Below are 24,283 nucleotides of genomic sequence, written 5' to 3'. Positions count from 1 at the left end.
GTTTACAACCACCAGGGACTGCATCACCGAAACAGTGCAAACAAACTAATTTTGATTTAAATCGGTAACAGCCAATGTTTCATCAAAATCACCAGCCCGACCCATCAGCCATGATTGGCTTGGGCATTGCATTTTTCTTTGGTGCCATAGCTTACGGCACAGCCAAATTCACCGGGCCAGTTTTCCCGATGATGCTGTGTGGCATTTATATATTGTCCGGAGCCACCAGCAAAGAACTAGCATTGAAAATTGGTCTAGCAATTACTGTCATCGAATTACTCCTCACACCCATTGCCGGGTGGCAGAACTTTTGGAGCTACAACCTAATTTTGGGCTTTGTCATAGCCGTCATTCCAGAAAGATTAGTAACCGGAGTTGTGCGCGGTTCTCAACTGCAAACACCACAGCAACTACAGAAACAACTGCGGCACAAAGAACAATCGCTGATCAAGAAACAGCAAACATCACCGCAGACACTACCAAGACTAGAAATCGCAGATATTCAACTACCCGATGATTTAGCACCATTATCATTTATGTTCTTGGGTTCCCCTGGCTCCGGCAAGACCCAAGCCATTTTGAAAATGCTTTCAACTATGCGTTCTCGCCCAGATTACCGCGTTATCTGCTTAGACCGCTCCGGCGAAATTCTAGAAAAATTCGGTGATGACAATACATTAATCTACAACCCCAGAGACAGCAGAACAATTCATTGGAGCCACCGCAGTGAAGGCATGGAATTTGAAACCATTGCCGCCGGCTTAATTCCTCCTAGTCCAGAAGGCAAAGACCCATTTTGGAATGAAGCTGCCAAAGGGCTATTGTCTGACTTATACGCCAAAACATCTACCAACGCCGAAGTTTGGCAGATGATAGCACTTAAACCCATACAAGAATTAAAAAACCTGCTCACTGGCACACTCAGCGCCACATATTTAGAAGCAGAAAACACCGCCGCCGGCATTAAAAGTTCAGCCATTAACTATCTGCGATTTTACAAAGTCCTTGCTGATCATCAAACCACAGCAGACTTTTCTTGGAGTCGCTGGGGCAAAGAAGATGATAATCGATGGATATTCCTGCCCATCTTTGAAAACGAAGCCGAACTGTTTAAACCCCTGTACACAATGGCATTTTCATTAATGCTCAGGGGACTGTTGAGCAATGAAAACCACCACATCAAAACCGTGATTTGCATTGACGAACTCTCAGCCCTGGGTAAACTCGTCGGCTTAGAACGCTTGCTAGCAGAAGGACGAAAATTCTCTGGTATTGGAATGCTCGGTACTCAGCTGACAGGTCAAATCGCCAATATTTACGGCGAGTACGGAATGCAAACCATTCTCCAAGGTTGCTGTACCAAACTCATCCTCAATTGCCGCGACTATAGCACTGCGGAATTATGCTCCAGATTAATTGGTTCCCAGGAACGCCTAGAAACTACTGAAGGTAGAAGCGGTAACAGTTGGTTTAGTGAAACCCGCTCTGTTAACCAACACATAAGAGAAACGAGCGCTGTCTTACCCAGTGAACTGCAAGGACTGCCACCCTTAGAAGGATATCTCTTAATTGCTGATGGGACAAAACCTGCAAAAGTCAAAGTCACTCCAACAGCTTATCCTTTGAAAGCTTCGAGATTCGTAGACGCAGCAATTTGATAACTGGGAGGATGCAAACTATGTTTATTTCTCGTGCCCTGTTAGCCAAAGCTTGTATTCTGGGTTTATTGGTCGGTTGGGTAACTGAACTGCCCAAAAATTACTTTAATTCCCGTCAAGCCAAAATCCAAAATTTATTGTCACAAACTGATAGCAAACACCAAGCCTCACCAGCAGTAAGAGCCAGCGCAGAAATTGATTTGCTAAGACTTGCTGATATCAGTTCCAATAATGAAGCGATCTCTATTTATCAGCAGATACTAAAAGTTAATCCCAATTCAGCCAAAGCACATTTTCTCTTGGCTAAACTGCAATTATTTGGTTGGTACTATCAGGCTCGGAATCAGCCTGTAGGAACTACACTTAAGCAGAATGGGTTGAAGCATTTAAAAACAGCCACATATTTGTACCAAAAGCGGGGAGATACTGTAGCTGCGGCAAAGTTGGAGAAAGTATACAGTCAGGCGCAAAAGGAGACGAACCCAGTTAATTGGGTATTTCCAGAATGGCGCTACGTTGATGTAAAACTTTCAACGCAGTAAGAGGCGGGGTTAAGATGGCATATCGGCTCCATGCCCAATAGTTTTTTGTAGTGTTATTTCAAGGTTGCATTTCAAATTTAGTTTTTGATCCAAAAAACTTCCCGCAAAATTTTTGCGAACTGGTGGCCCATAGCAGCTTCGTTACTTTTTCCCCAAATCCTTATCTCTGCCATTAGGATGCCATTCAAATGCCATTGGTTTACCTTGTATTTGACTTTTTTAAGAAATCCTTGTAAATACCTTTGTAAGTTTATAGACCCATGTCAAGCATAAAACTGCTTCTACGTCTGCAATGCCTTACTTCAATGCCACCATCGTGCTATGGCGTTGATGGAACAGACAACCTCTGCTACTGTAGTGCGACCACCTAAAGCAAAGATAATCGGTACTAGCTTCTCTATACCTTGTAACAACTCCTGGCGAGTACGGAGAGATAGCTCATGAAGTGTTTGTTGCCAAAGAGGGAAAAGTTGAGTTGTTGACATTTTTGACAAAGGGTAAGCCAAAGCCTTTAGGGCAGAAGCGTAAGAACTTTCATCTTTGATGGAGCGAGCCGCTGCTAATGCTTCGGGCATTAACGCTTCTGGTAGTTTGTCGGCTAAGGCTTTCAAGGCAGAAGCACGAGAACTTTCATCTTTGATGGAGCGAGCCGTTGCTAATGCTTCAGGCATTAACGCTTCTGGTAGTTTGTCGGCTAAGGCTTTCAAGACAGAAGCACGAGAACTCTCATCTCTGATGGAGCGAGCTGCTGCTAATGCTTCGGGCATCAACGCTTCTGGTAGTTTGTCGGCTAAGGCTTTCAAGACAGAAGCACGAGAACTCTCATCTGCGATGGAGCGAGCCGCTGCTAGCACTTCCGACAATGCCATTGGCTGTTTGTCGGTTAAAGCACTTAAGGCAGGAACAAGAGAACTCTCATCTGTGATGGAGCGAACTGCTGCTAGTGCTTCCGGCATTAACGCCTTTGGCAGCTTATTAGCTAAGGCTCTCAAGGCAGAAGCACGATACTCCTCATTTACAATAGAGCGAGCCGTTATCAATGCTTCTGGTATTAATATCTCTGGTAGTTTGCCAACTAAAGCATTCAAAGCAGAAACACGAGAACTCTCATCTGCGATGGAGCGAACTGCTGCTAGTGCTTCCGGCATTAACGTTTCTGGCAGCTTATTAGCTAAAGCGCTTAAAGCAGAAGCACGATACTCCTCATTTACAATAGAGCGAGCCGTCATCAATACTTCTGGTATTAATATCTCTGGTAGTTTGCCAACTAAAGCATTCAAAGCAGAAACACGAGAACTCTCATCTTTGATAGAGCGAGCCGCTACTAGTGCTTCCGGTATTAACGCCTCTGGCAGCTTATTAGCTAAAGCGCTCAAAGCAGAAGCACGAGAACTCTCATCTGCGATGGAGCGAACTGCTGCTAGTGCTTCCGGTATTAACGCCTCTGGCAGCTTATTAGCTAAAGCGCTTAAAGCAGAGGCACGATACTCCTCTTTTATAATAGAGCGAGCCGTCATCAATGCTTTTGGTATTAATATCTCTGGTAGTTTGCTAACTAAAGCATTCAAAGCCGCAACACGAGAACTCTCATCTTTGATGGAGCGAGCCGCTGCTAGTGCTTCCGGTATTAACGCCTCTGGCAGCTTATTAGCTAAATCACTTAAGGTAGAAGCACGAAAACTTTCATCTACAATTGAGCGAGCAGCCGTCGCTAGCATCTCCGGCAGTGCCTCTGGCAATTTGTCAGCCAAGGTATTCAGGACAGGAGCAAGAAACCACCCGGATTGAATTGTTTTAGCAGCAGTGAGAGCGTCTGGTAATAACTCAGGCGGTAGTTTCTCTACTAAGGCACTCAAGGCAGAAGCACGATATTGCTCAGACTGAATTGACCTCACAGCCGCCAGTGCTTCTGGCAAGACCTCTCTTGGTAGTTTCTCTACTAAGGCACTCAAGGCAGAAGCACGATATTGCTCAGACTGAATTGACCTCACAGCCGCCAGTACTTCTGGCAGCACCTCTGGTAACTTGTCAGCCAATGCACTTAAAGTATTGATACGATACTCTTCATCTGAAATGGAATATGCCATTGCTAACGCTTGCTGTAACGCGTCTGGCAACCTGTCAGCTAAGGTACTTAGGGCAGAAACGCGATATTCTTTATTTATAATGGAGCGAGCTGTCATTAATGCTTGGGGTATTAATGCTTCTGGTAATTTGTCTACTAAAGCACTCAAAGCTTTAGTGCGATATTGTTCATCTGAAATGGAACGAGCAATCTCCAGTGCTTGAGACATTAATTCTGGTGACAATTTGTCTACTAAAACACTCAAAGCTTTAGTACGATATTGTTCATCTGAAATGGAACGAGCAATCTCCAGTGCTTGAGACATTAATTCTGGTGACAATTTGTCTACTAAAACACTCAAAGCTTTAGTGCGATATTGTTCATCTGAAATGGAACGAGCAATCTCCAGTGCTTGAGACATTAATTCTGGTGACAATTTGTCTATTAAAACACTCAAAGCTTTAGTGCGATATTGTTCATCTGAAATGGAACGAGCAATCTCCAGTGCTTGAGACATTAATTCTGGTGACAATTTGTCTACTAAAACACTCAAAGCTTTAGTGCGATATTGTTCATCTGAAATGGAACGAGCAATCTCCAGTGCTTGAGACATTAATTCTGGTGACAATTTGTCTACTAAAACAGTTAAAATATCGATGCGATCTTTTTCATCGTTAATAGTCTTAACAGCAGTAAAAGCTTGTTGCCACGCTTGTGCTTTTAGGCTTATTGGTAAATAATTTACTATCTTTATAAGTACAATAACCTTCTTTTGTGGGTTTGGAATTAAATCAGCATAAGCTAATCCTTGTTCAGGTATCCATACTTTATTTTTAACAAGTACAATCAATAAATCTTCTGATAGATTGGCAGCCAAGCTATTTAATGAAGCTGTAATTAGAGCATAACGGCATTGTAAACCAACAACTTTAGGTAGTGTTGCTTCAGCCCAAGATGTTTCTGCTAATTCCCAAGCTTTGGAAATATCAGCTAAATAACCAGCAGTTTGTCCTAATTTTTCTCGAACTTCATACCAGCCATTACCTCCTTGTAAAGACTCCTCTTGCAGTAGTTTATGAATTGCCTCTATCTGTCCAGCCTTTTCAAAATGCCAAACTAAACGCTGATGAATGTAACCATCATTAGGCAAGGTATGCCATAAATTATTTTGGGTTTTCTGCCGATATTTCTCCAACAAAGCAGCGTGAGCATCAGTAAGATTTAAACCTAACCCTGGCAAATCTCCTATCCGCCTTGGCTGTGGCGCAGCAGTTAACAAATTACAGGCTAAATCATGGAATAAGTCATGTAAGCGATAGCTAGGCGTACCATCAGCAAGGGGTACTCCTGTTAATAACAATGCCTTATTCCGTAAATATTGCAATATCTTGGCAGCATCACGCTCATCCATTGCCCACAGCGTCGCCGCCATCATCTTATTAATATTGACATCCTCCGGCAACACCCCCAACCAAGCAAAATGCTGCTGCTTTTCTGGTGGCATTCGCTTGACACTCAAATTTAATGATGCTGTTAAACTCAAGCGTTTTAAACTCGCTTCATCGGTAATTTCTTGGGCTTCCGGTCTGTCAAAACTTCTTAATATGGCTACTTCTTGCCGAATATCCGCCAATAGTTCATCCCAAGTCGTACCACTAGCAACTTCGGTGGCTGCAAGTTCCAAGGCTAGGGGGAGATAACCAACACCTTTGGCTAAATTTTCTGCTGAGTGACGTTCTGCACCTGTAATTTCGCGTCTTAATTTCTTCGTCAGCAATGCCATAGCCTGACTTGGTTTCATGATATCCAGGCTGTAGGTGCTGGCTGCTAAAGCATCAGCAATTGCCCCTTCACGAGTTGTTACTAAAACCTGACACCGCACCCCACCCACATTAAACGCTTGTGCATCTTGCGTATTCCAAGCATCATCCACCACCAGCAACACAGCTTTGTCATAAAGCAGCGTCCGTAAATGATTAGTAGTTGCTTCTACACTGGTAGGTTTAAAGCTATAGTCTCCTAATGCTTGCACCCAACCATTTAGTAAAGACAGCACATCAGGCTGTTGACCTAATGTAGCCCACAAAATCCCATCACAAAACCGAGTTTGGACTTCTGCATCTACTGCTAAAGCTGCGGCTAAGGTCGATTTACCTACAGAACCCAAACCGTAAATCGCCGTAATTACCAAAGTGCGATTATCCTCTGTGAGGAGACGAGTCTTTAAATCATCGCTGTATTCTGGGCGTTCAACAAAGTGTGCAGGTAGCGGTGGCGCTTGAAATATCGCCAGTTTAGTTTGGGGTACAACAGTAGCACTCCTATCTTTGGTGAAATGAGCTTCTAGTTGTTGAGATTTCTTTGGTCTGTTACTTTCCCATACCTTATCAAACTGTTTCAGGTTCTCTTCCCTATCCCTTGACCATAGCTTTAAACTAAAGTGCCACTCATCAACACCCTTGGTATGAATCCGGTTATCTTCGAGAATTTTGACAAAATCCTTGAGTAAGTTCAGCGCTTCTCGAATTTGCGTTTTAGTTAACTTACCTGGATCTTTGTCTTTTAGCGTCAACAACTCCAAAGTCACCAGAGTTGTTTTCATAGTCAGCTTGGGGTTAGCACTGTCTTGTTCTTTCCAGTGGTACTCAATATTAAATTTATCTTCCCCAAATTCCCCATCTGCAAAACAAAGCAACGCCTCTAATAGACGCTTAACTCGCTTTTTAGGTTGAGTCCCGTAAGTAGTTCGCGGCATTTACTTATATCGATGACCTTGTAACAAGATTTATGTTTGGGGTAGTTTTCTGGAAAAGACTCTTTTACAAAGTTTGGGTTTGGGGTACATTAATTCTAGCTTAATATTTGAAAACATTATATTTAAAGGCTTTTGCACTACAATTTATAGCTCTTAAATTTACTACCCTAAACTTGATTATGGGTAGTACCCCAAATTTATCTTATTAGATACTAGAGGTGAAAAATAAAAAATGCCCCAAAGGCTCGCAACCTAGAGGCAAAACAAAAATGGCTAAATTGGACAATTGACTACTTGGCTAAAAGTACTATTGCTAGCACTAGCAGATGGGACATTAACAACAGAGCTAAGTAAACCTCCATAACTAAATCACCTCCTGTGTGTCCTCTCCTATAGATTCTGGGAGTGGGACTAAATCTTTTTTAGCACAAAGATGCTGTAGCGAATTTATGATTTGCTACTTCTTTGTCATTAAATTTTAACAATTTAGTACTCTGGCTATATTTCTGTGGATTGTAACGTGCCTTCTGCCCGACTCTGCTAATGCCAATTTATTGATCGCTACGAATACGGGTATTTTTATAGCAGGAGTGGTAAGCGAAGGAGTCATTTACTGCGTAATTCTCAGCAAAAGAAGGACGCAGGGATACAATTTGAATAATGATTAGTTTGGGCGATCGCAAACTATCTATTAAATTTTGTCCCGGCTTTTCTGCCTTTCCACCAACGCTTCTATCAACGCCCCAGGGTCAGAGTTGATTTCTTCTAATAATCGCACTAAGGCTTCCTCTACAATTACTTCCTTATAAGGGGCATTAGTTTTTCCTAGTTCCAACTGGAGTGTTAGGTGCAGCTTGTCTAGCCGATCCAGCACCTGTGAGTTGATTTGGAATGTAGATTTACGACAGATTGTTTTTTCAGATTTGGATTGTTGACTTGTTGACTTGTTAGCTTGTTGGCTGGCTGAATTGTTGTCTTGTGGACTTGCTATATGGACAGCTTGCTGACTTGTTAACTTCTCCTTGAGATTGTTGTCATCGGCTTTATCTTGTTCGCTTGTTGGCTTGTCAGCTTCCTGACTTGTTGGCTTGTCAGCTTCCTGAATGGTTGAATTGCTATCTTCCTGACTTGTTGATTTCTTCCGACGATTGTTAGTTTGAGAAGTAGAGGTCAACGGCTGTGCTTTATCTTGTTCACTTGTTGACAAGTCATCTTCCTGACTTGTTGACTTGTCAGCTTCCTGACTTGTCAAATTGCTGTCTTGCTGACTTGTTGACTTCTTCCGACGATTGTTGGTTTGAGAAGTAGGGGTCAACGGCTGTGCTTTATCTTGTTTACTTGTTGACAAGTCATCTTCCTGGCTTGTTGGCTTGTCAGCTTCCTGAATGGTTGAATTGCTATCTTCCTGACTTGTTGACTTTTTATCTGGTTGACTTGTTGACTTGCTAACTTGCTCAAATCCAGCCAAGACTTTATCCGTTGAGGATAGCGGGTCATTTTCGTCATTTAATCGGACACGTCGCTTTGCCATAGGTTTTTTTATGCCTTTACATTTCAGCAATCAAATTGGCTATCGCCCCATAGGGCTGCACTAGTTTTTTGTCGTTGGTATATATATGTATAGGTTCGCCGGCTAAGTTGGACTCGGAAAACTTGATGGACTTGGGAACGGGTTCAAAAATGCGTATGTCTTGCAGTCGTTTCTTGAGAGAGTCCAAGACATCTTGAGTCATCACCGTGTTTTCAGCCATTGTCGGCAGTACCCCCAATATTCTTAGTTGAGGATTGAGGCGTTTTTGCACGCTGGCTAATGTTTCCAGCAGTGCAGCCAGTCCTTTGAGTGCAAAAAATTGACACTGCACTGGAATCAAGACTACATCCGCAGCTGCTAAGGCATTAACCGTTAACAGTCCCAAAGAAGGTGGGCAATCAATCAAGATGTGCTGGTATTGCTTAAGTATGGGGGCCAGTTTCTCTTTGAGGATGTAAAAGTTACCCACCTTCATAAGAATTTCGGTTTCTCCTTTCGCAAGATTAATGTCGGCAGGTAATAGGCTAAGTCCGGATTTAGTCGCAACTACAGCATCAATGACTTCTGCTTGTTCTGTAATTACGTCATAGCAGCTAATCTGCTCGTCAGCCACTTCTACCCCTAAACCCGTAGTGAGGTTCCCTTGAGGGTCAAGGTCAATTGCGAGGACAGTACCCGAACAAGCCAGGATTCCTCCTAAACAGATGGTGGAGGTGGTTTTAGCTACACCTCCTTTTTGATTTGCTATCGCGATGATCATTGAATGAACAGCCAACCATGTTGCTTACGAGCTTACTGGCAAGCTATAAATATAGCAAGTTAGCTTCCTAACCAGTCAACAAGTTAGCTTGTCAGCAAGTCGAAAATTTTCTGTCCGTTATAGCATATATTGCAGTGGCTTTATTTTGTGCAAATTTAAAAGCTGTAAGTTCTTCAAAAAAAGCTACTGATGTTCAGTATTTAAACTAAACAGTTTATTCTGCCCCTGTGTCAGCCAGGCTGTATCTGCCCCTAATATAAATATAGATATCACCCATTCGTGAGAATCAACTATGACCGAAACCAAACCCAGCCGCGTTACCCGCAGGGGAAGAATTTTTCCCCAAATCCAGTGGGCAGAAGAGAAAAAGCTTGCCAAGAAAACTTCTCAAGAAGAATTTTACCAACGCTGTAAGCCCATTTTTGATAGAGTCCAACCCGAACTAATTAAAACTCACTACAACTGGTACATGGCAGTCGAACCAGAAAGCCGCGAATATTTTGTTGATAAAGATGAGATGACTGCTATTAAAATGTCACGCCAAAAACACCCAAACTGTCCCGTTTTCGTCTTTAAAATTAACGATACTGGAGTTGCTGGGACAATATGATATCAGGAAGGTTTGGTGATGGGGAGGAGTTGATTTTTGAAATCGAATTGATTGCCGCCAATGGATTTGAATTACCAATTGATGTGGTTTTAGATACAGGATTTTCAGATTGGTTAGCCATTGATCAGCAGGACTTGGAAGGGTTTGATTGGGAATATTTAGGCGAACGTTCGATGTTGATGGCAAGAGGTGTATCTAACTTTGATATTTATGCAGGCCTTGTCAGAATTGATGGAGAGATTTTTGATATTCCTGTTTATGCTGGTGATGGAGTGCCAGAAGTTTTACTCGGTCGTCAATGGCTGACTAATCGTAGGTTAGTCGTAGATATGCCATCAGGTATTTTAACCTTGGGAAATTGACATCAAACAATAATAATTAATTAAAACTGAAATTAACGGTAAATAGATATAAAAATATTTCTCCCCTAGCTGTCTTCAGTTAAACAACGCTCAATATCAATATTTACCCCCTAGATTATTGATTTAAAGAACTTTAATTAAATCTTAGTTGCCTCAAAACAGGTCAGCCAGCGTATCAGTGATAGTAGCTTGAAACTCCTGTTTTTTACGGTTATCGTCATACTTCAGCACAGTATTAATATTCGCGTGCCTACTAAACTTCTGCACCTTTTGGTAATCACCCTCAAACACCTCTGTAGCTTTGGTAATCGCACTATGCCGAATCCGGTGCGGCGACATCTTCTTAGGAATACCAGCCTCTTGCGCCAAAGTATCCACCAACTTGCGAATAAATTCCCCAGTCAACCGCTTCCCCTTATAATGTTCCACCAGCGCCACAAACAGTGGTTCATTTAATTTAGCTTTAGTCCGCCTGCTAGCAATCAACCAATCAGTAATCGCCGCTATAGTTTTGCGACTGAGTTTAATAGTTTCCTTTTGCGTCCCCCGCCCCTTACCCAAAATAGAAATCGTCCCCCCACTGGCGTTAAAATCGCCGATATTCATCTGGCAGATTTCATTGCGCCGCAGGGCATTGTCCCACAACAACCGCATAATGGCATAATCGCGCTTCCCCATGACAGTGCTAGTATCAATCAGCTGCATCATGCTAGCGATCGCCTCCGGTGCTACACCGCTGGTATCTCGATAAGCCTTAACTTTTTCCGCCCCCACATCATCCAGCACAAAATTACACACCCCCAACACCCTCCCCACCTGCACCAGCGACTTAATTGCCGATAACCGCCGGTTCACCGTCGCCTCCGACAGTCCTTTATTCATCAGGCTTTCTTTATACTGACTGACAATATTAATTGCTTGGACTTGCTCCAACTTGAGAAACTGTGCTACCACAGAAGGCGTAGGCGGTTGATGGGCCACATAATCAAAAAAATCCCGCAAATCCCTAGCATAAGCTCTTTGAGTATTAGGCGATCGCTTCCCCAATAACAACCGCGCCATCACATCCGGTGCTGTGGATAACGTCGCCGAGTCCAACGGCACAAGCGTATTGTCTCCCCTGAGTATTTCCCCTTCAATGATGGTGACAGTATCCATAGTTTCCACGGACTGAGTACAGTTGCCAAAAGCTCCATTATCGCAACTTTGCACTCTTACCGGATACCATGTCAATCCCTGACTAGACAATCATGTAGATAGGGTTCATCACATCAAATATTTTGTAATGGTCAAGTTGTTCGCTGTTGCTATCAAGCGCGTGATATCAACGCATCAACGCTGCCCAGCAGCAGCCCCAGTTCCAGATTTTCACACTCAGTAGTCTGCACCAATGTCTACACAGCAGTCTATACCGGGACAAAACTTTTTACAATCAGCTTGCCCCTAATAACAACCTCGCTAGTTTAACCCCTTTTCGTTTTCCAGATCCCGTAAAAAGTCAGGGTTATACATCAGCGTGTAGATTGTACCGTATTTAACAACCTAAACCCCTCACTCTCCTGTTTCTTGAAAAAATACCGAATTAAAACGACTTGATGAGAGTAACTGTTTTGTTGCCAGCCACATAAAAGGTGGAATTGTGGTGAGATAACGACTCCAGAGGCGAAGTGGTTCTTGAATCCAGCGATAAAGCCACTCAAATCCTAATTCTCTAATTATGCGTGGTGCGCGCTTATGGATTCCAGCGTAAACGGGGAAAACTCCACCAACTCCAATCATTACAGCCTGGATTTTACCTTTATGCTGGGCCATCCAGTGTTCCTGTTTTGGACATCCTAAAGATACAAATACTAGGCCAGCACCACTTTTATTGATTTTATTGATCAAATCTGCGTCTTCAGTTTCCGTCAGCGGACGGAAGGGTAAAGGTTCCATCGCTGCTATTTTCAGCTTGGGAAATTCTTGTTCTAGACTTTTCCGCATTCTAGCAAGGATTTCTGTTTGCGAACCGAGAAAGAAAACACTGACATTTTGTATTTGAGCTAGCCTACACAATGCTTGTAAGATATCCATCCCGCCTACACGATCTTGAGAAGGCGCACCCATCCGCCGCATCATCCAAACTACGGGCATCCCATCTGGAGTGACAAAATCTGCATTTTTTAAGACATTAGCAAACTCTGAATTCCCATGAGCCTCCATGAGCATGTGGACATTAGCTATGCAGACTGTTCTACTTTCGCGTGCGATCATCCATTTCCGCAGTGTTTGGATCTGATCTTCAAAAGTTAAAGCAGTAATGGGAAAATCAAGTACTTTTATAGTAGGAGGTTCAGATATACTTGGAGTAATGTTTTTATGCCATTTTTCTAGATATTTTATCTGTAAGGAAGCCCAAATCAGGAGCATAAATCTAAATATAGTTAAAACAATACATAAGATTGCAGAGACTTCTTTCGCTCTTAATTTGTAATAAGCTTCCCATACATCTCCCAAAGCTTCATCTCTTATAGATTCAGCCAATAAAGGACTAATTAATTGAGCAATAAACTTGAGAATTAGCATATTTACATTAAAATCTATTGAGATTTTTTTCAATATCTTGAATAAAAATTATTGTAGGGATGTAGGAAAAACTTGTTCTCGTAAACGTAACTTTTGGCGAAAATTCTCAATATGAGATAATGCTTGGATACCTAACTCAGTAATCTTATAGTATTTACGTCGATGTCCACCTCTTTCAGGTAGATGAGTCTCGCCTAAATCTTCTTCTATCAGCCCTCTTATCTTAAGCTTATAAAGCGTAGGATATAAGCTTCCAAAATTTAATTGTTTTCTTCCCTCACTAGCAGAACTTACAATTTCAATTATTTCTGTTCCATAGCATTTGCCTGAAGAGAGAATAGTTAGTACAACTTCTTCTAAAGAGTTAATTTCTACATCAAGAAACTTTTGCTTTACATCATATTGCATAATTTTATATTAAATAATTATTTTTTTATATATTTTATTGTTTTATGTATATAATCCTCCGGCTAAATTACTGCTAAGTATACTGATTCTAACCTTGTTTAGGCAGAGTTTATATGGCTCTTGCTTTTTTTTAAATTCTATATTGTAGCTAACCACTAAAATAACTCTGAAACTCAACAAACAAATTTCAGCATAAATACAACAAACATTGTAATCTCTACAATATCAAAATTATTATCATTTTTTTGATATACAACAATGCTAAAAAAATGTATAATTCTTTCTTTTAAAGAAAAACATTTTCTTATATCATTTTTTTAATATTATTTGATTGATATAATTCCTTTTGAGAAAATAGTAGGATTCTTGAGAGCTAAAGAAAGGTAGTTTTGGCTATTCTTCTATATTAAAATTAGTAGAATTTATTTTATGTAATAACACTAATACCTGAAATGGAACTATCAAAAATACTATCCATAGTTTATGTGAAACCTTATGTCATATCTCATTAAAAAGTTCCGAGAGCAAATTTAGGAACCTCAATTTCTGAACAAGAAATAAATCGATAATCTTTTAGTTACCCTAAAGGAGGGATTAGTTTACCATGTCTAAGTTTAAATTAATTTTTGCTTTAATAACAGTACTTGCCGCTACAGCAATACTCACAACATCTAGTTGCGGTGGTTCGGCAAACCTCAAGCTATTCCCTCCTGAGTTTCACTTCAACAAGAATAATTGTTCGCCAAAATAAAAATTTTCATTGCGGGTCGTGGTTCTCTTAATACTGTTGTCCCTAGTGACAGCCTCGCTAGATCCACGCCATCAACTGTGACATCAGAATTACTTCAACCTCACTACCTCGTCTTGCCCCGACGAACTGGGAGACGCAACGCTTAGAGCGGGTGGTGTGGGGGACGGGCAACAATTTACTCATGGAGTGGCCAAAACTCAGCAGCCCGCCCCCCACACTCCGCTGTCGCCACCCGCTCTACTCCCAGTTCTTGACAGCTAAAAAATGTTTTGATCACGATTCATCAAAATCAATCGGTTGACCGTTAAAATGCTTGTGAATACTTAGAGGAGTCAACCAACTAGGAATTGTCACCTTTTTATCTACTTCAGCATCGCCATCAGAATTATTTAACCCGTTAACTATTGCAACTTTCAAAGGTGTTTTACCATCAACAGTTTTGCGGTCAATTTGAATAGTACCTCTGCTTCTACCCTTAGCTGTTCCATCACTGCCACCAACAGCAGTATTAGTAAAAAAATGGGCAATACACACTAACCTTTCTTCAGCCTTTCTAGGGTCACTCAGAGATGCTTTAACAAACTTTTTAGCAGGTTCCTTAGTGATATCTGACTCAGAATAGTTCGTAAATTCATCAACTAATAACTGTTGCGGTTGCTTGTCAGGCTGATTATTAATTCTATCTAACCAACGCTCGCGAGCATCATCAAAAGCTTGTCCAATCTCTTCTTCTGTTTTAGCTATTAACTGAGGGCTTAAATACTTCCATGCGTTTCTTAAATTATCTCCGGCGTGTGCATCTATGAGCTGATACAACGGCATATCAAACAGATATTCTCTGAGCATCACAATCGAAGCGGCTAAAGTTGATTTACCACTTCCTGCTTCTCCTAGCACCCAAACAGGCTTTTGATTGTCGATAACCTTCCACAACCAGCCGTCCTCATGATTCTTAAGTGCTTCAATTAAATCACTGATGAGGCGCTGGTCAGTCAAAGGATGATGATCGCTGTTTGCGATCGCGCCCTTAGTCTTCCCCTCAATCTTGCCGCGTTCTTGCTCCGCCTTCGCTCTGTCCCTTAAATTCTCAGCAATCGTCTTATCCATCACAGAATGATTAACAGCACGGGCTTTCATGAAATCCTCAAGCTGGATACGTGCTTTAGCGCGTTCGTTTTCTGAGTCAGTCAGTCCCAGCGCTTTGCGTTCCTCTGTGTCCAGTCCTGACAGTCCATCCTTTAGGCGTTCAGTATAAAGCTGGGTTGAATGCTGCTTAACTTCACGTTTGTGCTTGTGTTGCTGCCAAATTGCATAGCCGCCAGTCTTCTCCAATTCCCCTAATTCATAATCCTTGCGCTTGAGGCGTTGTGAACGCACAAGCAAGCAACCGACAATACCCCATAGCCCCATAACTGTAACCGCACCACCCAACAACTGATTAGGGTTATCTGTTGGTAAATCACGCACCCATTGAATTGCATCACCCTTATAAGGAATCATGCTGCCATACAGCCCATAGCGTTGCCATTCTTCAGCCAGGACAAAACGCGGCTGGTTACAAAAACGTTTATCCAGCTTTATTTGACTTTGAACGCCGTTAGTTGACTTTGGGCAGAACTGAATCTGTGTCAAATCATAAGGCTGGCGTGTTTGCGAACTTGCTAGCCCGATGATTGCAGCTACACCACACACACCAGCCAGGGCTAACTCGACAACACCCTGTTTCATTGTTCATTCCCGCCCCTTAAAAATGATTGCAATGGAACCAATGAATAAAGCCAAGGCGACAGCAATGCTTACCCAAGGGTCGGATTGTGGATTTTGTTTTTCAATAGTTTGGATGTCTTGGTTAATCTGGCTGACTGTTTCTTTAGTTAAATGCTCAAAATATTGATAGTCTTTGACTGCTAACCAAGTTGTTACACCTGCACAGACTAAGCCAGCAGCAGTTTTTAGAAGATTTTGCATATTATCTACCTCTAGCCCATCACTGTTGTAATTAACTCTCAAGCCTGTTAGCCCAGCCAGAGAACCAACACTGCATATAGAAAACGAGAGCGAAATTGCCAGCCAGAAGTTAACGCCACCACCAGTTATTAATAGATATTTAGCGATAAAGAAGCCTGTTGAATTTAGCGACCAGCCAACAAAAAATCTCGTTAATTTTTCAGTGGTCTTGATAATATCTTGGCGGTGTTGCTTGCGAGAGGACAGGTGTTCTATTAAGTCTTTTGGTAAGGGTGTATCTGGAGCAATTTCGCTTATTACTTCTTCTTGCTCATCATCAATATCGTATGTCATGTTTGTATCGGAGTATTTCCAGAACCCGTCAGCAGTCACCTAAAGTTACTGACGGGTTTAGTTATTAAAAGCCTAATAAGGCTTCTTTGATTTTTTGTACGATTGAGCGCCCAGCATATTGCTTTTTCGGCTTGAAATCATCACGAGCGTTATCACCCATTTCTAGGTAATATTTACCCAGTTCTCTATCATGTTGCAGGTCAATTGTTTGTTGTCTAATATCTGTCTGTAATTCTGTCTGCAACATCTTATATTCACCATCAACCTGCATCATATGCTTATCTACCCAGGTTTTTAATCTGATGTGGTCTGTTGCTTGTTGATGACGTAGAGCTTCTTTATCCTGGGATGAAGCGAAATCAAGCTTCATCTCTTCGAGAATATTGGCTAGATGAGTGTCAGCTAAAATCGCTGACTGCACTGCTCTTTCAATCTTCTCGCCGCTGACACCAGCCTGTTTGTAGATGTCACTGAGGACTACATTTAAATCCTCAGTTCCTTTGATAGCAGCTAGCATCTGCTCTCTAACTTGTGGAGCGAATTCGCTAATTCTTGCGCCATCGTTACCCATTTGTCCTATGAGTTTGAGGGCTGTTTTATCACCTGTCAGCGCTCTAACTACTAAGTTAGTAGATGTGTTGAACTTAGTTTTTAACTGGCGTTCTAGGTGGCGCGATTTGGAAGTTACCTGATTCTTGAGAGGAATTGAATTTTTCACAGCGATATTCCTTTAGAGGGGTAAATATTTGATTGCAGTGATACTCCATTCGCCTTACATATTGCTCAATAGCTGATTTTCGTTGGAGATATTGCTGATATTGTTGATGCTCTTTTATTGGCAGATATAGCCAGTAATGTAAGGAGAAAATTACAGCAGCAGAAGCACTCAAACTAACAGCTATTCTTGAGAAGTAGCTCATCTTGCAATAGCGAATCATTAAACACTCAAGCAGCGTGAATTCATCGCTATTGAACCGCGTTAAGTCTGGCGAGGATTGAGAATTGGGTACTTTTAATGTTCTGGCGGATACTCCCCATATCCGCTTTGATGCCTCCTGAAAAGTTGTTAACTTTTTGGTTCAATCTAGACGCTCTAGTGTTTACGTGTTGTCTCAAATCTTGGGCGTTAGCTTCAAATGATTGCTCGATGGCATCAAATTTATGATCCACGTAGCTTTTAATTGCAGATGTTACATTGCTGAGGAATTGGCTGTAGTCGGTAAATGTGTCGTCAACATCTTCTGCAATACTTAATGTTTCTTGTTCGGTTAATTCAAACCCCAGCGCTGATGATTGGGCTGTGATAATTTGATGCTTATCTTCACTGGTTACAGTGATACCGTTAATCTCTGGTTCTGCAATTGCAAGTTGATGAGATTCAAGCTCAGGTTGTGCAGCTTCTGTTTGTATTGGCAATGTTTCTTCAATGGGTGCATCAGCTACAGATAATTGGCTGGTTGCTTTGGTTTTGAGATATTCAACGGCTTGGCTCAATTGGTCTTTGCTGGGATTGTTCAGGTCATTGCACTCTACAGCGATAGCGGCGCTTGTGTAATCGTCTTTGGTAAATCCTTGATAGCCCTGTTTGTACAAGCGAGCGCGGACGTTATTAGTAAATTTGTCAGACATGGTGATTAATCCTTATTTAGCTAGTGTTAAAACTTCGATGGTTGCAGATTTCATTGGTTGCGAACGCTTGTTGATTGCCCATTTAGCAGCGACAAAGGCAACAAGGGCTAAATCTTTGCTGTAGTAGGTGCTATGAGCGTTGTAAGACAGACCAGCTTGACTAAACCAGTAGTAACGGGTGCTTGATGGTACGTCATCAAGATTGATTTTTAGATAGTTGGCTACTGCTGATAGTGCTTCCTTGCCTCTGTAACCACCGTCTAAGTCATAAAAATGCTTAAATGCTTGCCAACGCTCCTCAAATCCCTCCCTGGTTGGACTTAACGCACCATAGCGCCGTTTCAGCCCTGCAAATGTCTCAACTATGCTTGCTGCATTCTCTGATTCAACCTTGAAGCTAAAATGCTGCTTGAGAAAAGACACCACCCGATACCAAGTTTCATCTGAGATTGTCTTACCTAGCGCCTGCTCATAAATCTGTCTGAGCTGACGATACTTAGCTAAATACTTCTTTGTTGCCACGTTGCCTCTGTAATCTTGTTTAAGTGTGTATAAAATCCACCGACTGTCCGGAGATTCTTAGGTATTTGACTAGCCCCCAAGATTGATTCAGAGTTATGGATATGCCCTTGAGATTAGAGACTGTCAATAACCTTAGAAAATAACTTTTAGAAGCCTCTGATGGCGTTGCACCCAATGGCTATAACCACGTAATAACAAGGCGCTGACCGATTGCAGACTCACTGAATTATTGATTTGACCCCTGCTTCTGCACCCTTTTAAGCGCTAGTTGACGCGAGCGCTCGCTGCTTTTGGGGACTCCGTGCGGTAGCAAATGTTACTAAAATCTAAAACAGACTCTGCTGGATTGCTGTAGCTGTCTGAGTTGCATGATGTTGGTTGTACAAAAGCGGTATTTCGTAAACCTTACGTAATACCTTATCTCGATTGAGTTGTAGATCTGCGGTTTTTCGTTGTCTTGGCAGCGGACGGAACATATACTGTGTGTGCTTGATAGTGCCGTTGCTGTAGAGATATCGATATAAAATGCCGTCAATGCTATAGGTTTTAGACTGGGTAAGCAAAGTAACGCATCCAACCAGTTGCAAATCAATCATCTTGTTTCCCTCCCGCAGTCACAGTGATTTTGTTCATTTAGTAGTTCGTTCACTGCTTGAATTGCATCGCCGAGCGTTACATCTGGACAATATTCCAGTTGCTTGAATTCCGAGGACTCTTGAATTTCTCTGAGCCAGCGCGAGCAAGTTTTCAACTTTCGTAATTGATTTTGATTGAATATTGCTCTCTCAGGAAGCACTTTGTTGATTGCTTCTAAATTGTGTAAATTGATATTCATTGTTTAAGCCTCCTTTACTGCTTTAACAAAGCGCTCACCGTAATTTTTGAGCAAAAGCACAAATAGCTGACTATGTGTTGAAACGCCCGTTTCTTTGCAAATGTGATCTGCAAGAGGTATCAAGTCTTGAGGTAATACAATTCGTTTCTGATTCATAGCTTTTCTATTAGTTAATTACTGCCAGCTACGGCAGTAGAAAACTAAGAAAATATGACTCTATTACTCTCACCGTCTTTATCACGGTGCAGAAATTTATCACGAACGCAGATATAAGCCGCAAACGCAAATTCAGCTTGTATTTATAGGATGTTCATTGTGTAAACATTTTAGAGTTTTAAACAACCTCGTCTTGAGGAGTCCGCAGTGTTTTACGTCTAGCTCTGACTGTTTTTCGGTCTTCTGCGTGCTAATATAGCACAATATAGCACGAGCGTGTCAAGGAGTAGCGTGATAAATTGTGTGATGATGGCACAAAAGAGCTAAAACTCACACATGGAGAAAAAGAGAGTAAATGTTTATTTCAGTGAAGATGACGAGATAGCGCTTTACATCACAATCGAAGCACTCGCCAAAGAGGAAAAGCGTTCAATTAATCAGCAGATAAAAGTTATGTTGGCTGAGGCAGCAAACGCACGCCGTGAGCGCGTAGAACAAAAGAAGGAGATAATTTGACCAAAGAAGAACAACCAAGCGACGGTATAAAGCGGTCTAAAGCTAAATTTGACCCTTTCAAAGAGACTAGGCAATGGTCAGCCGCAGTATCTGAGGAACGTTGTAAAAGAATAGCTAGGAATATAGGTAAGCGATTGGTCGAAATCATCGACACAGAAGACGAACCTCTACCAATTATTTGTATTTTTGAGGAATATGCAGATGACTGAGACAGCAACCCAAATACCATTAACTGCAATACTTCCCATGCTGGCCGCTATCAGCGAACGGGACTATGCACGTTTTAAAGAGCTTGAGATTAATTTTGCTTCTATTTACGGTGTAGAGGTGTGGGAGGATGTTTTTAATTTTCGTCTCAAGCCAGCACTGGACAAAGACTCTGACCGTTGGCTGTTAATTCAAAAATGTAGCAAGGGCTTCACAGTCAAGAATGTAGCTTGATTATGGGAATTTCCATACACCCATTAGGGAAACTCTTTCACCAATGACGAAACCCGCTCGACCGGGAAGTTAAGCGGGTTCCATCATTTTTAGTTTTATCACGGGTAACTCCGAACCAAAAGTTTAGTAGCCTTTTTCGGAACCGCGATCGCATATCTATCATAACCAGTTCTGCGGTCGTGTTGCAATAAGGAGTTACCCGGATTTTGAAAAATCCGGAGTAAGAAAAGTGAATACTACACAAACAACTGCAACGCTGACTGCTAATAGACTTTCAGACAGACACTACAAAGAGTGTGTAACAAAACGCGGTTTGTGTCCTGAATGGATAGCTGCTAACTGTCGCTCAATGGACATCAAAGAAGCCACCCAGCGCTTAGGATACACAGCCCAATCAGCTGGCATCTGGCTAGAAGGCAGCAACGGTTTTGGGCAGTACCGCCCCAACAAAGCCTGGAAAAGCACCGAAGAGAAAAAAGCCCCCAAGTATCGCACGGCTACCAAAGAAGAATATGACGCGATGCTACCCCGTCATCCCCATAATCCGCACTACTGGAACGATTTAGAAGCCCTTAAACCCCTTTGCTATCAGATTAACGGTCATCCTTGCCTAAACCTGACTGAAGGACTATTTAAGGCGATCGCCGGCTGCTCTCACAACTTACCCACAGTAGCCCTGGCAGGAGTAGAACAAGGCTTAACACCAGCAGATAACGACCCCCAAGGCAAACGTTACCTAGTCGAGACCCTGGAATTACTAGCCCGTGCTAACTTTGGCTGGATTATTACCTTTGACGCAGACGATAATGCTGTTACCAATAAAAATGTGATCAAAGCACAGCGAAAACTAGCTCACCAATTAGCTAAGTTTAAAGTGCCCGTATACATTGCCACAGGTCTGTGGACTACAGCAGAAGGGAAAGGAATGGACGATTATATTCAAGCCAACGGCGACGACGCTTTTCGAGAGAAAGTGCTAGCGAAGGCTGTTCCTTGGGAAGTTTGGGAACGTCAGTTTCAGCAAGACGAAACTGATAAACAAATCTTGTCTGAGTCGGGTTTTGCGGCACAAATCGCCGAAGATTACCGCGCAAAACTCGCTTGGCACGTAGCAAATAAAGCTTGGTACTGGTATGAAGCCGAACAAAAGCTAGGTGTCTGGGGTGAAATTCCCTCTGAAGAAGCGATGTCTATTGTTTTAACAGAACTGGAAACGCGGACACGCCATTTCTCCAGCAGGTTCGTCAACGGCATTTTGAATTTACTCAAGGCCAAGCTCAGGGTTAATCACTGGGAAGTCCGCAAAGGTTTTATTTGTCTTCAGGATTGTGTGCTTGATGTCAATACCCTTAAAGAATATCCACATGAGCCGGGATACAGAATGCTGAGTCAGCTACCTTTTAAATGGGCTGACCGCAATGTCGGTTGTGAGCCTGTTAAGGAATGGTTGCTCGAAGCTTGTGAAGGTAAAGCTGACTGGGTGCAAGTAATTCGCGCTGGCATTAACGCCACCGTCACCGAACGCGGCGGCGAGTTACAACGATTCATGGAGCTAGTAGGCGCTGGCGGTACTGGCAAAGGTACTTTATTGCGGCTGGTGCAAGCACTACTGGGCAGAGAAAACTACGCAATCACAGAACTGAAGCAGTTGGAGCAAAACCGCTTTGAAACTGCGGCTCTCTACGGCAAGAAAGCTGTGTTTATTACTGACTCTGAGCGCTACACAGGTGATGTTAGCACTCTCAAGAAATTGACGGGTGATGATGAGCTACGACACGAGAAAAAAGGCATCCAGCAAACAGGTAGCTTTAGATTTAGTGGGGTGGTCTGGATTGCCGCTAATGAAATCATTCAAAGCAGTGATTACACTAACGCCCTGGCCCGTCGTCGGCTGTCAATGCCTTTTGAGCGGGTGGTGCCGCAAAATGAGCGTCGCCCGTTAGAAAAGGAATTTCAACCATACTTGCCTGGGGTGTTGCAATGGGTTTTAGAGATGCCAGCGTTGGATGTCGCCGCTTATGTAGGTGACACTAACAAATTAGTGCCTTCACTCGGCTCATTTAGCACCGAAGTACTGTTAAGCACTAATCCTCTGGCGGATTGGGCTAATGACTGTCTTTACTATGACCCGAACGCCCAAACGCAAATCGGTGATAACGGTCAAAATCCTGAATTGTTCCTTTATCCTAACTACTGCGAATGGGCGCAGCGTAATTCTCACGGCATCATGACCAAGCAACGATTCTCAGCGATTCTGCTGAATCTGCTGAAGTCGCAACTCAATATTAATGCCGCAAAGGTGAGAAATAAGAAAGGACGGTTTATCACTAAAATTGCTATTCGCCAGCCAGGACATGACTTTCGACTCTTAATTTCGGAAAAAGATGCTGACTTAGATGCCGACCTGAATAAAAATCATGCTAACCCAGTGCTAACCCAGATGCTAACTGAAAGTATTGATAGTGCTGATTTTCAGAGTGGTGCTGACCTTTCTGCTGATAGTGACGCAGCTGACACCCTTCACCAACAAGAGGCGATGAATACTAGTAGCAGTCAAAATCAGGAGGAACAGCCAGCACAGTCAGCACAGCCAGCACCAGCAAGGGTTTCAGACAGCATAACCAACAGCACTACCGACAGCACCAGACAAAAACAAGTCAGCACCCAACAACGAATTATTGAGACTTGGGATAACAAGTCAGCCTTGGGGGAAATTGTTCTAAGCCTTGATAGTGCTGAATTACAGCAAATAGTTAAAGGGTTCAATCCTGAACAACTGCAACATATTAAGGATGCGGCTAATAGTGTGTGGCGACTGAGCGTAGATTCTTTAGCTGAGTATAACGGCGAACTAGTTTATGTTTGGGAGTGTGGGCAATCGAATGATGTTCGGATTGGGACTAAGACTCAGCCGGGGGTTAAGGTTCGCCGTGCTAATCTGCGGCCTTGGTTGGGAATTTAGAGAGAGCGAAGCTATGGATTCTTTGAAATTTCAGCGTCTCGTCTATAAAAACTATCTAACTTACGATCATGCCGATGCTGATGCAGGAGAGATAGATTTTGGACACGCGATGTTTGAAGGAATTTGTCCTTTCTGCCAGTCCCAGTTTAAACAATACACGCACGATCCATCTCTCGATTTTTATAAAAAACAAGAAGAAATAATGAGAAGGCGGTTGCATTTATGTAATTCCTGCGGTTGGTGGCAACTAAACCTTGAAAGAGAATTTGCAGGTGGTGGACAGAAACGTGTAGCTTTTTGGTGGGAACTATATCATGCGATTCTTGTTCATGTAGATATTTCATCCGATAACGTTCTCCTTGAAGATTTGAAAACAAACTTAGCTCGACGTTGGGATGACCGCAAATATATAAATGCTCAAAAAGCTGAAGACCTAGTTGCAGGAATACTCAAGGAACATTATAGGTGTGATGTTCATCGTGTGACTGCAAATGCCAACTCAGCAGATGGTGGAATTGATCTTTTCTTGGCAGAAGATAACGGCAAAATACATAGTGCAGTTCAAGTAAAAAGGCGTATTGACCGTGATGTGGAGTCAGTTAAAGAGGTACGAAACTTTGTAGGTGCATTACTTCTTGAAGGTTTTGAGAGAGGGATTTTTGTCACAACAGCAACTAGATTCTCAACTCCAGCCCAAAAAGTTCCTAAAAATCCTAATTTGGCAAAGTATAAACTTGAACTTGAATTAATAGATGGGGAAATGCTTTTAGAATTATTAAAATATTCAATTTCTTCAAGTGGTTTGTCTCTCCCGGTTTCGATAGATTGCAGTACTTCTTGGTTGTGCAACGACGATAGAAAAACTTACTCTACACTTGATCTTCTCTTTCCGTCAAAATAGAATAATTTAAGTA

The 24,283-nt window shown here is 42.3% G+C and carries 24 protein-coding genes; 10 read left to right on the top strand and 14 right to left on the bottom strand.

The window, feature by feature from the left end:
• Nucleotides 1-74: 74 nt before the first annotated feature.
• Both HGR01_RS41085 and HGR01_RS41080 read left to right on the top strand, forming a co-directional pair.
• Nucleotides 75-1,658 carry a type IV secretion system DNA-binding domain-containing protein gene (locus HGR01_RS41085; RefSeq protein ID WP_052335488.1) on the top strand — a complete coding sequence of 528 codons (1,584 nt, stop codon included), beginning with the start codon at nt 75-77 and terminating at the stop codon, nt 1,656-1,658.
• A 20-nt stretch (nt 1,659-1,678) separates the two neighbouring features.
• Nucleotides 1,679-2,200 carry a hypothetical protein gene (locus HGR01_RS41080; protein WP_155539687.1) on the top strand — a complete coding sequence of 174 codons (522 nt, stop codon included), beginning with the start codon at nt 1,679-1,681 and terminating at the stop codon, nt 2,198-2,200.
• Nucleotides 2,201-2,502: 302 nt separating this feature from the next.
• On the opposite strand, the gene HGR01_RS41075 is transcribed toward HGR01_RS41080, so the two are convergent.
• The 3 genes from HGR01_RS41075 to HGR01_RS41065 all read right to left on the bottom strand — a co-directional run bounded on the left by HGR01_RS41075 (nt 2,503) and on the right by HGR01_RS41065 (nt 9,311).
• Nucleotides 2,503-7,020, bottom strand: a complete 4,518-nt coding sequence (locus tag HGR01_RS41075) for an NB-ARC domain-containing protein (RefSeq protein ID WP_263420187.1) — start codon at nt 7,018-7,020, stop codon at nt 2,503-2,505.
• 691 nt (nt 7,021-7,711) lie between these two features.
• A complete protein-coding gene (locus HGR01_RS41070) occupies nt 7,712-8,551 on the bottom strand; it encodes a hypothetical protein (RefSeq protein WP_045874878.1) in 840 nt (279 codons plus the stop codon).
• Nucleotides 8,552-8,567: 16 nt separating this feature from the next.
• The gene (locus HGR01_RS41065) at nt 8,568-9,311 is read right to left on the bottom strand and encodes a ParA family protein (protein ID WP_045874879.1); all 744 of its coding nucleotides are present in this window, start codon (nt 9,309-9,311) and stop codon (nt 8,568-8,570) included.
• 292 nt (nt 9,312-9,603) lie between these two features.
• Between HGR01_RS41065 and HGR01_RS41060 the strand changes: the two genes are divergently transcribed.
• Nucleotides 9,604-9,921, top strand: a complete 318-nt coding sequence (locus HGR01_RS41060; RefSeq protein WP_045874880.1) for a hypothetical protein — start codon at nt 9,604-9,606, stop codon at nt 9,919-9,921.
• Nucleotides 9,918-10,283, top strand: coding sequence for an aspartyl protease (locus tag HGR01_RS41055; protein WP_045874881.1), 366 nt, complete (start codon nt 9,918-9,920; stop codon nt 10,281-10,283). Before HGR01_RS41060 ends, HGR01_RS41055 begins: the two co-directional genes overlap by 4 nt.
• A 153-nt stretch (nt 10,284-10,436) precedes the next feature.
• On the opposite strand, the gene HGR01_RS41050 is transcribed toward HGR01_RS41055, so the two are convergent.
• The 3 genes from HGR01_RS41050 to HGR01_RS41040 all read right to left on the bottom strand — a co-directional run bounded on the left by HGR01_RS41050 (nt 10,437) and on the right by HGR01_RS41040 (nt 13,256).
• Nucleotides 10,437-11,441, bottom strand: a complete 1,005-nt coding sequence (locus HGR01_RS41050; RefSeq protein ID WP_045874882.1) for a tyrosine-type recombinase/integrase — start codon at nt 11,439-11,441, stop codon at nt 10,437-10,439.
• A 393-nt stretch (nt 11,442-11,834) separates the two neighbouring features.
• Nucleotides 11,835-12,692 carry a WecB/TagA/CpsF family glycosyltransferase gene (locus tag HGR01_RS41045; protein WP_081584187.1) on the bottom strand — a complete coding sequence of 286 codons (858 nt, stop codon included), beginning with the start codon at nt 12,690-12,692 and terminating at the stop codon, nt 11,835-11,837.
• A gap of 204 nt (nt 12,693-12,896) precedes the next feature.
• The gene (locus tag HGR01_RS41040; RefSeq protein ID WP_045874883.1) at nt 12,897-13,256 is read right to left on the bottom strand and encodes a PadR family transcriptional regulator; all 360 of its coding nucleotides are present in this window, start codon (nt 13,254-13,256) and stop codon (nt 12,897-12,899) included.
• A gap of 604 nt (nt 13,257-13,860) precedes the next feature.
• Between HGR01_RS41040 and HGR01_RS41035 the strand changes: the two genes are divergently transcribed.
• On the top strand, nt 13,861-14,007 hold the full coding sequence (locus tag HGR01_RS41035; RefSeq protein ID WP_155539684.1) for a hypothetical protein: 147 nt from the start codon (nt 13,861-13,863) through the stop codon (nt 14,005-14,007).
• A gap of 273 nt (nt 14,008-14,280) precedes the next feature.
• Here HGR01_RS41035 and HGR01_RS41030 read toward each other — a convergent pair whose 3' ends face one another.
• From HGR01_RS41030 to HGR01_RS40995, 8 genes are all read right to left on the bottom strand, one after another.
• Complete coding sequence (locus tag HGR01_RS41030) at nt 14,281-15,735, bottom strand: hypothetical protein (protein ID WP_052335484.1); 1,455 nt, start codon at nt 15,733-15,735, stop codon at nt 14,281-14,283.
• Nucleotides 15,736-15,738: 3 nt separating this feature from the next.
• Nucleotides 15,739-16,308: a hypothetical protein gene (locus tag HGR01_RS41025; RefSeq protein ID WP_045874884.1), complete on the bottom strand. Its 570-nt coding sequence runs from the start codon at nt 16,306-16,308 to the stop codon at nt 15,739-15,741.
• Between the two features lie 64 nt (nt 16,309-16,372).
• Nucleotides 16,373-17,026, bottom strand: a complete 654-nt coding sequence (locus HGR01_RS41020; protein WP_045874885.1) for a hypothetical protein — start codon at nt 17,024-17,026, stop codon at nt 16,373-16,375.
• Nucleotides 17,027-17,274: 248 nt separating this feature from the next.
• Nucleotides 17,275-17,937 carry a hypothetical protein gene (locus HGR01_RS41015; RefSeq protein WP_045874886.1) on the bottom strand — a complete coding sequence of 221 codons (663 nt, stop codon included), beginning with the start codon at nt 17,935-17,937 and terminating at the stop codon, nt 17,275-17,277.
• A gap of 12 nt (nt 17,938-17,949) precedes the next feature.
• Complete coding sequence (locus HGR01_RS41010; RefSeq protein ID WP_045874887.1) at nt 17,950-18,459, bottom strand: hypothetical protein; 510 nt, start codon at nt 18,457-18,459, stop codon at nt 17,950-17,952.
• A 326-nt stretch (nt 18,460-18,785) separates the two neighbouring features.
• Nucleotides 18,786-19,022, bottom strand: a complete 237-nt coding sequence (locus HGR01_RS41005; protein WP_228045504.1) for a hypothetical protein — start codon at nt 19,020-19,022, stop codon at nt 18,786-18,788.
• 29 nt (nt 19,023-19,051) lie between these two features.
• Entirely contained in the window at nt 19,052-19,294 is a 243-nt protein-coding gene (locus HGR01_RS41000) for a hypothetical protein (protein ID WP_045874889.1), read from the bottom strand.
• Between the two features lie 3 nt (nt 19,295-19,297).
• Nucleotides 19,298-19,450, bottom strand: a complete 153-nt coding sequence (locus tag HGR01_RS40995; RefSeq protein WP_194007822.1) for a hypothetical protein — start codon at nt 19,448-19,450, stop codon at nt 19,298-19,300.
• 336 nt (nt 19,451-19,786) lie between these two features.
• On the opposite strand from HGR01_RS40995, the gene HGR01_RS40990 reads away from it, so the two are divergent.
• From HGR01_RS40990 to HGR01_RS40970, 5 genes are all read left to right on the top strand, one after another.
• Complete coding sequence (locus tag HGR01_RS40990; RefSeq protein WP_045874890.1) at nt 19,787-19,966, top strand: hypothetical protein; 180 nt, start codon at nt 19,787-19,789, stop codon at nt 19,964-19,966.
• Complete coding sequence (locus tag HGR01_RS40985; protein ID WP_045874891.1) at nt 19,963-20,175, top strand: hypothetical protein; 213 nt, start codon at nt 19,963-19,965, stop codon at nt 20,173-20,175. Before HGR01_RS40990 ends, HGR01_RS40985 begins: the two co-directional genes overlap by 4 nt.
• The gene (locus tag HGR01_RS40980) at nt 20,168-20,407 is read left to right on the top strand and encodes a hypothetical protein (RefSeq protein WP_045874892.1); all 240 of its coding nucleotides are present in this window, start codon (nt 20,168-20,170) and stop codon (nt 20,405-20,407) included. The genes HGR01_RS40985 and HGR01_RS40980 overlap by 8 nt, the downstream gene beginning before the upstream one ends.
• 229 nt (nt 20,408-20,636) lie before the next feature.
• Nucleotides 20,637-23,369 carry a DUF3854 domain-containing protein gene (locus tag HGR01_RS40975; RefSeq protein WP_045874909.1) on the top strand — a complete coding sequence of 911 codons (2,733 nt, stop codon included), beginning with the start codon at nt 20,637-20,639 and terminating at the stop codon, nt 23,367-23,369.
• Nucleotides 23,370-23,382: 13 nt separating this feature from the next.
• A complete protein-coding gene (locus HGR01_RS40970; protein ID WP_045874893.1) occupies nt 23,383-24,270 on the top strand; it encodes a restriction endonuclease in 888 nt (295 codons plus the stop codon).
• Nucleotides 24,271-24,283: the final 13 nt, after the last annotated feature.

This window comes from Tolypothrix sp. PCC 7712 (assembly GCF_025860405.1).
Lineage (GTDB): Bacteria > Cyanobacteriota > Cyanobacteriia > Cyanobacteriales > Nostocaceae > Aulosira > Aulosira diplosiphon.
Note: the sequence above shows the minus strand (reverse complement) of the source record. Positions and strands in the feature narration are given on the sequence as shown.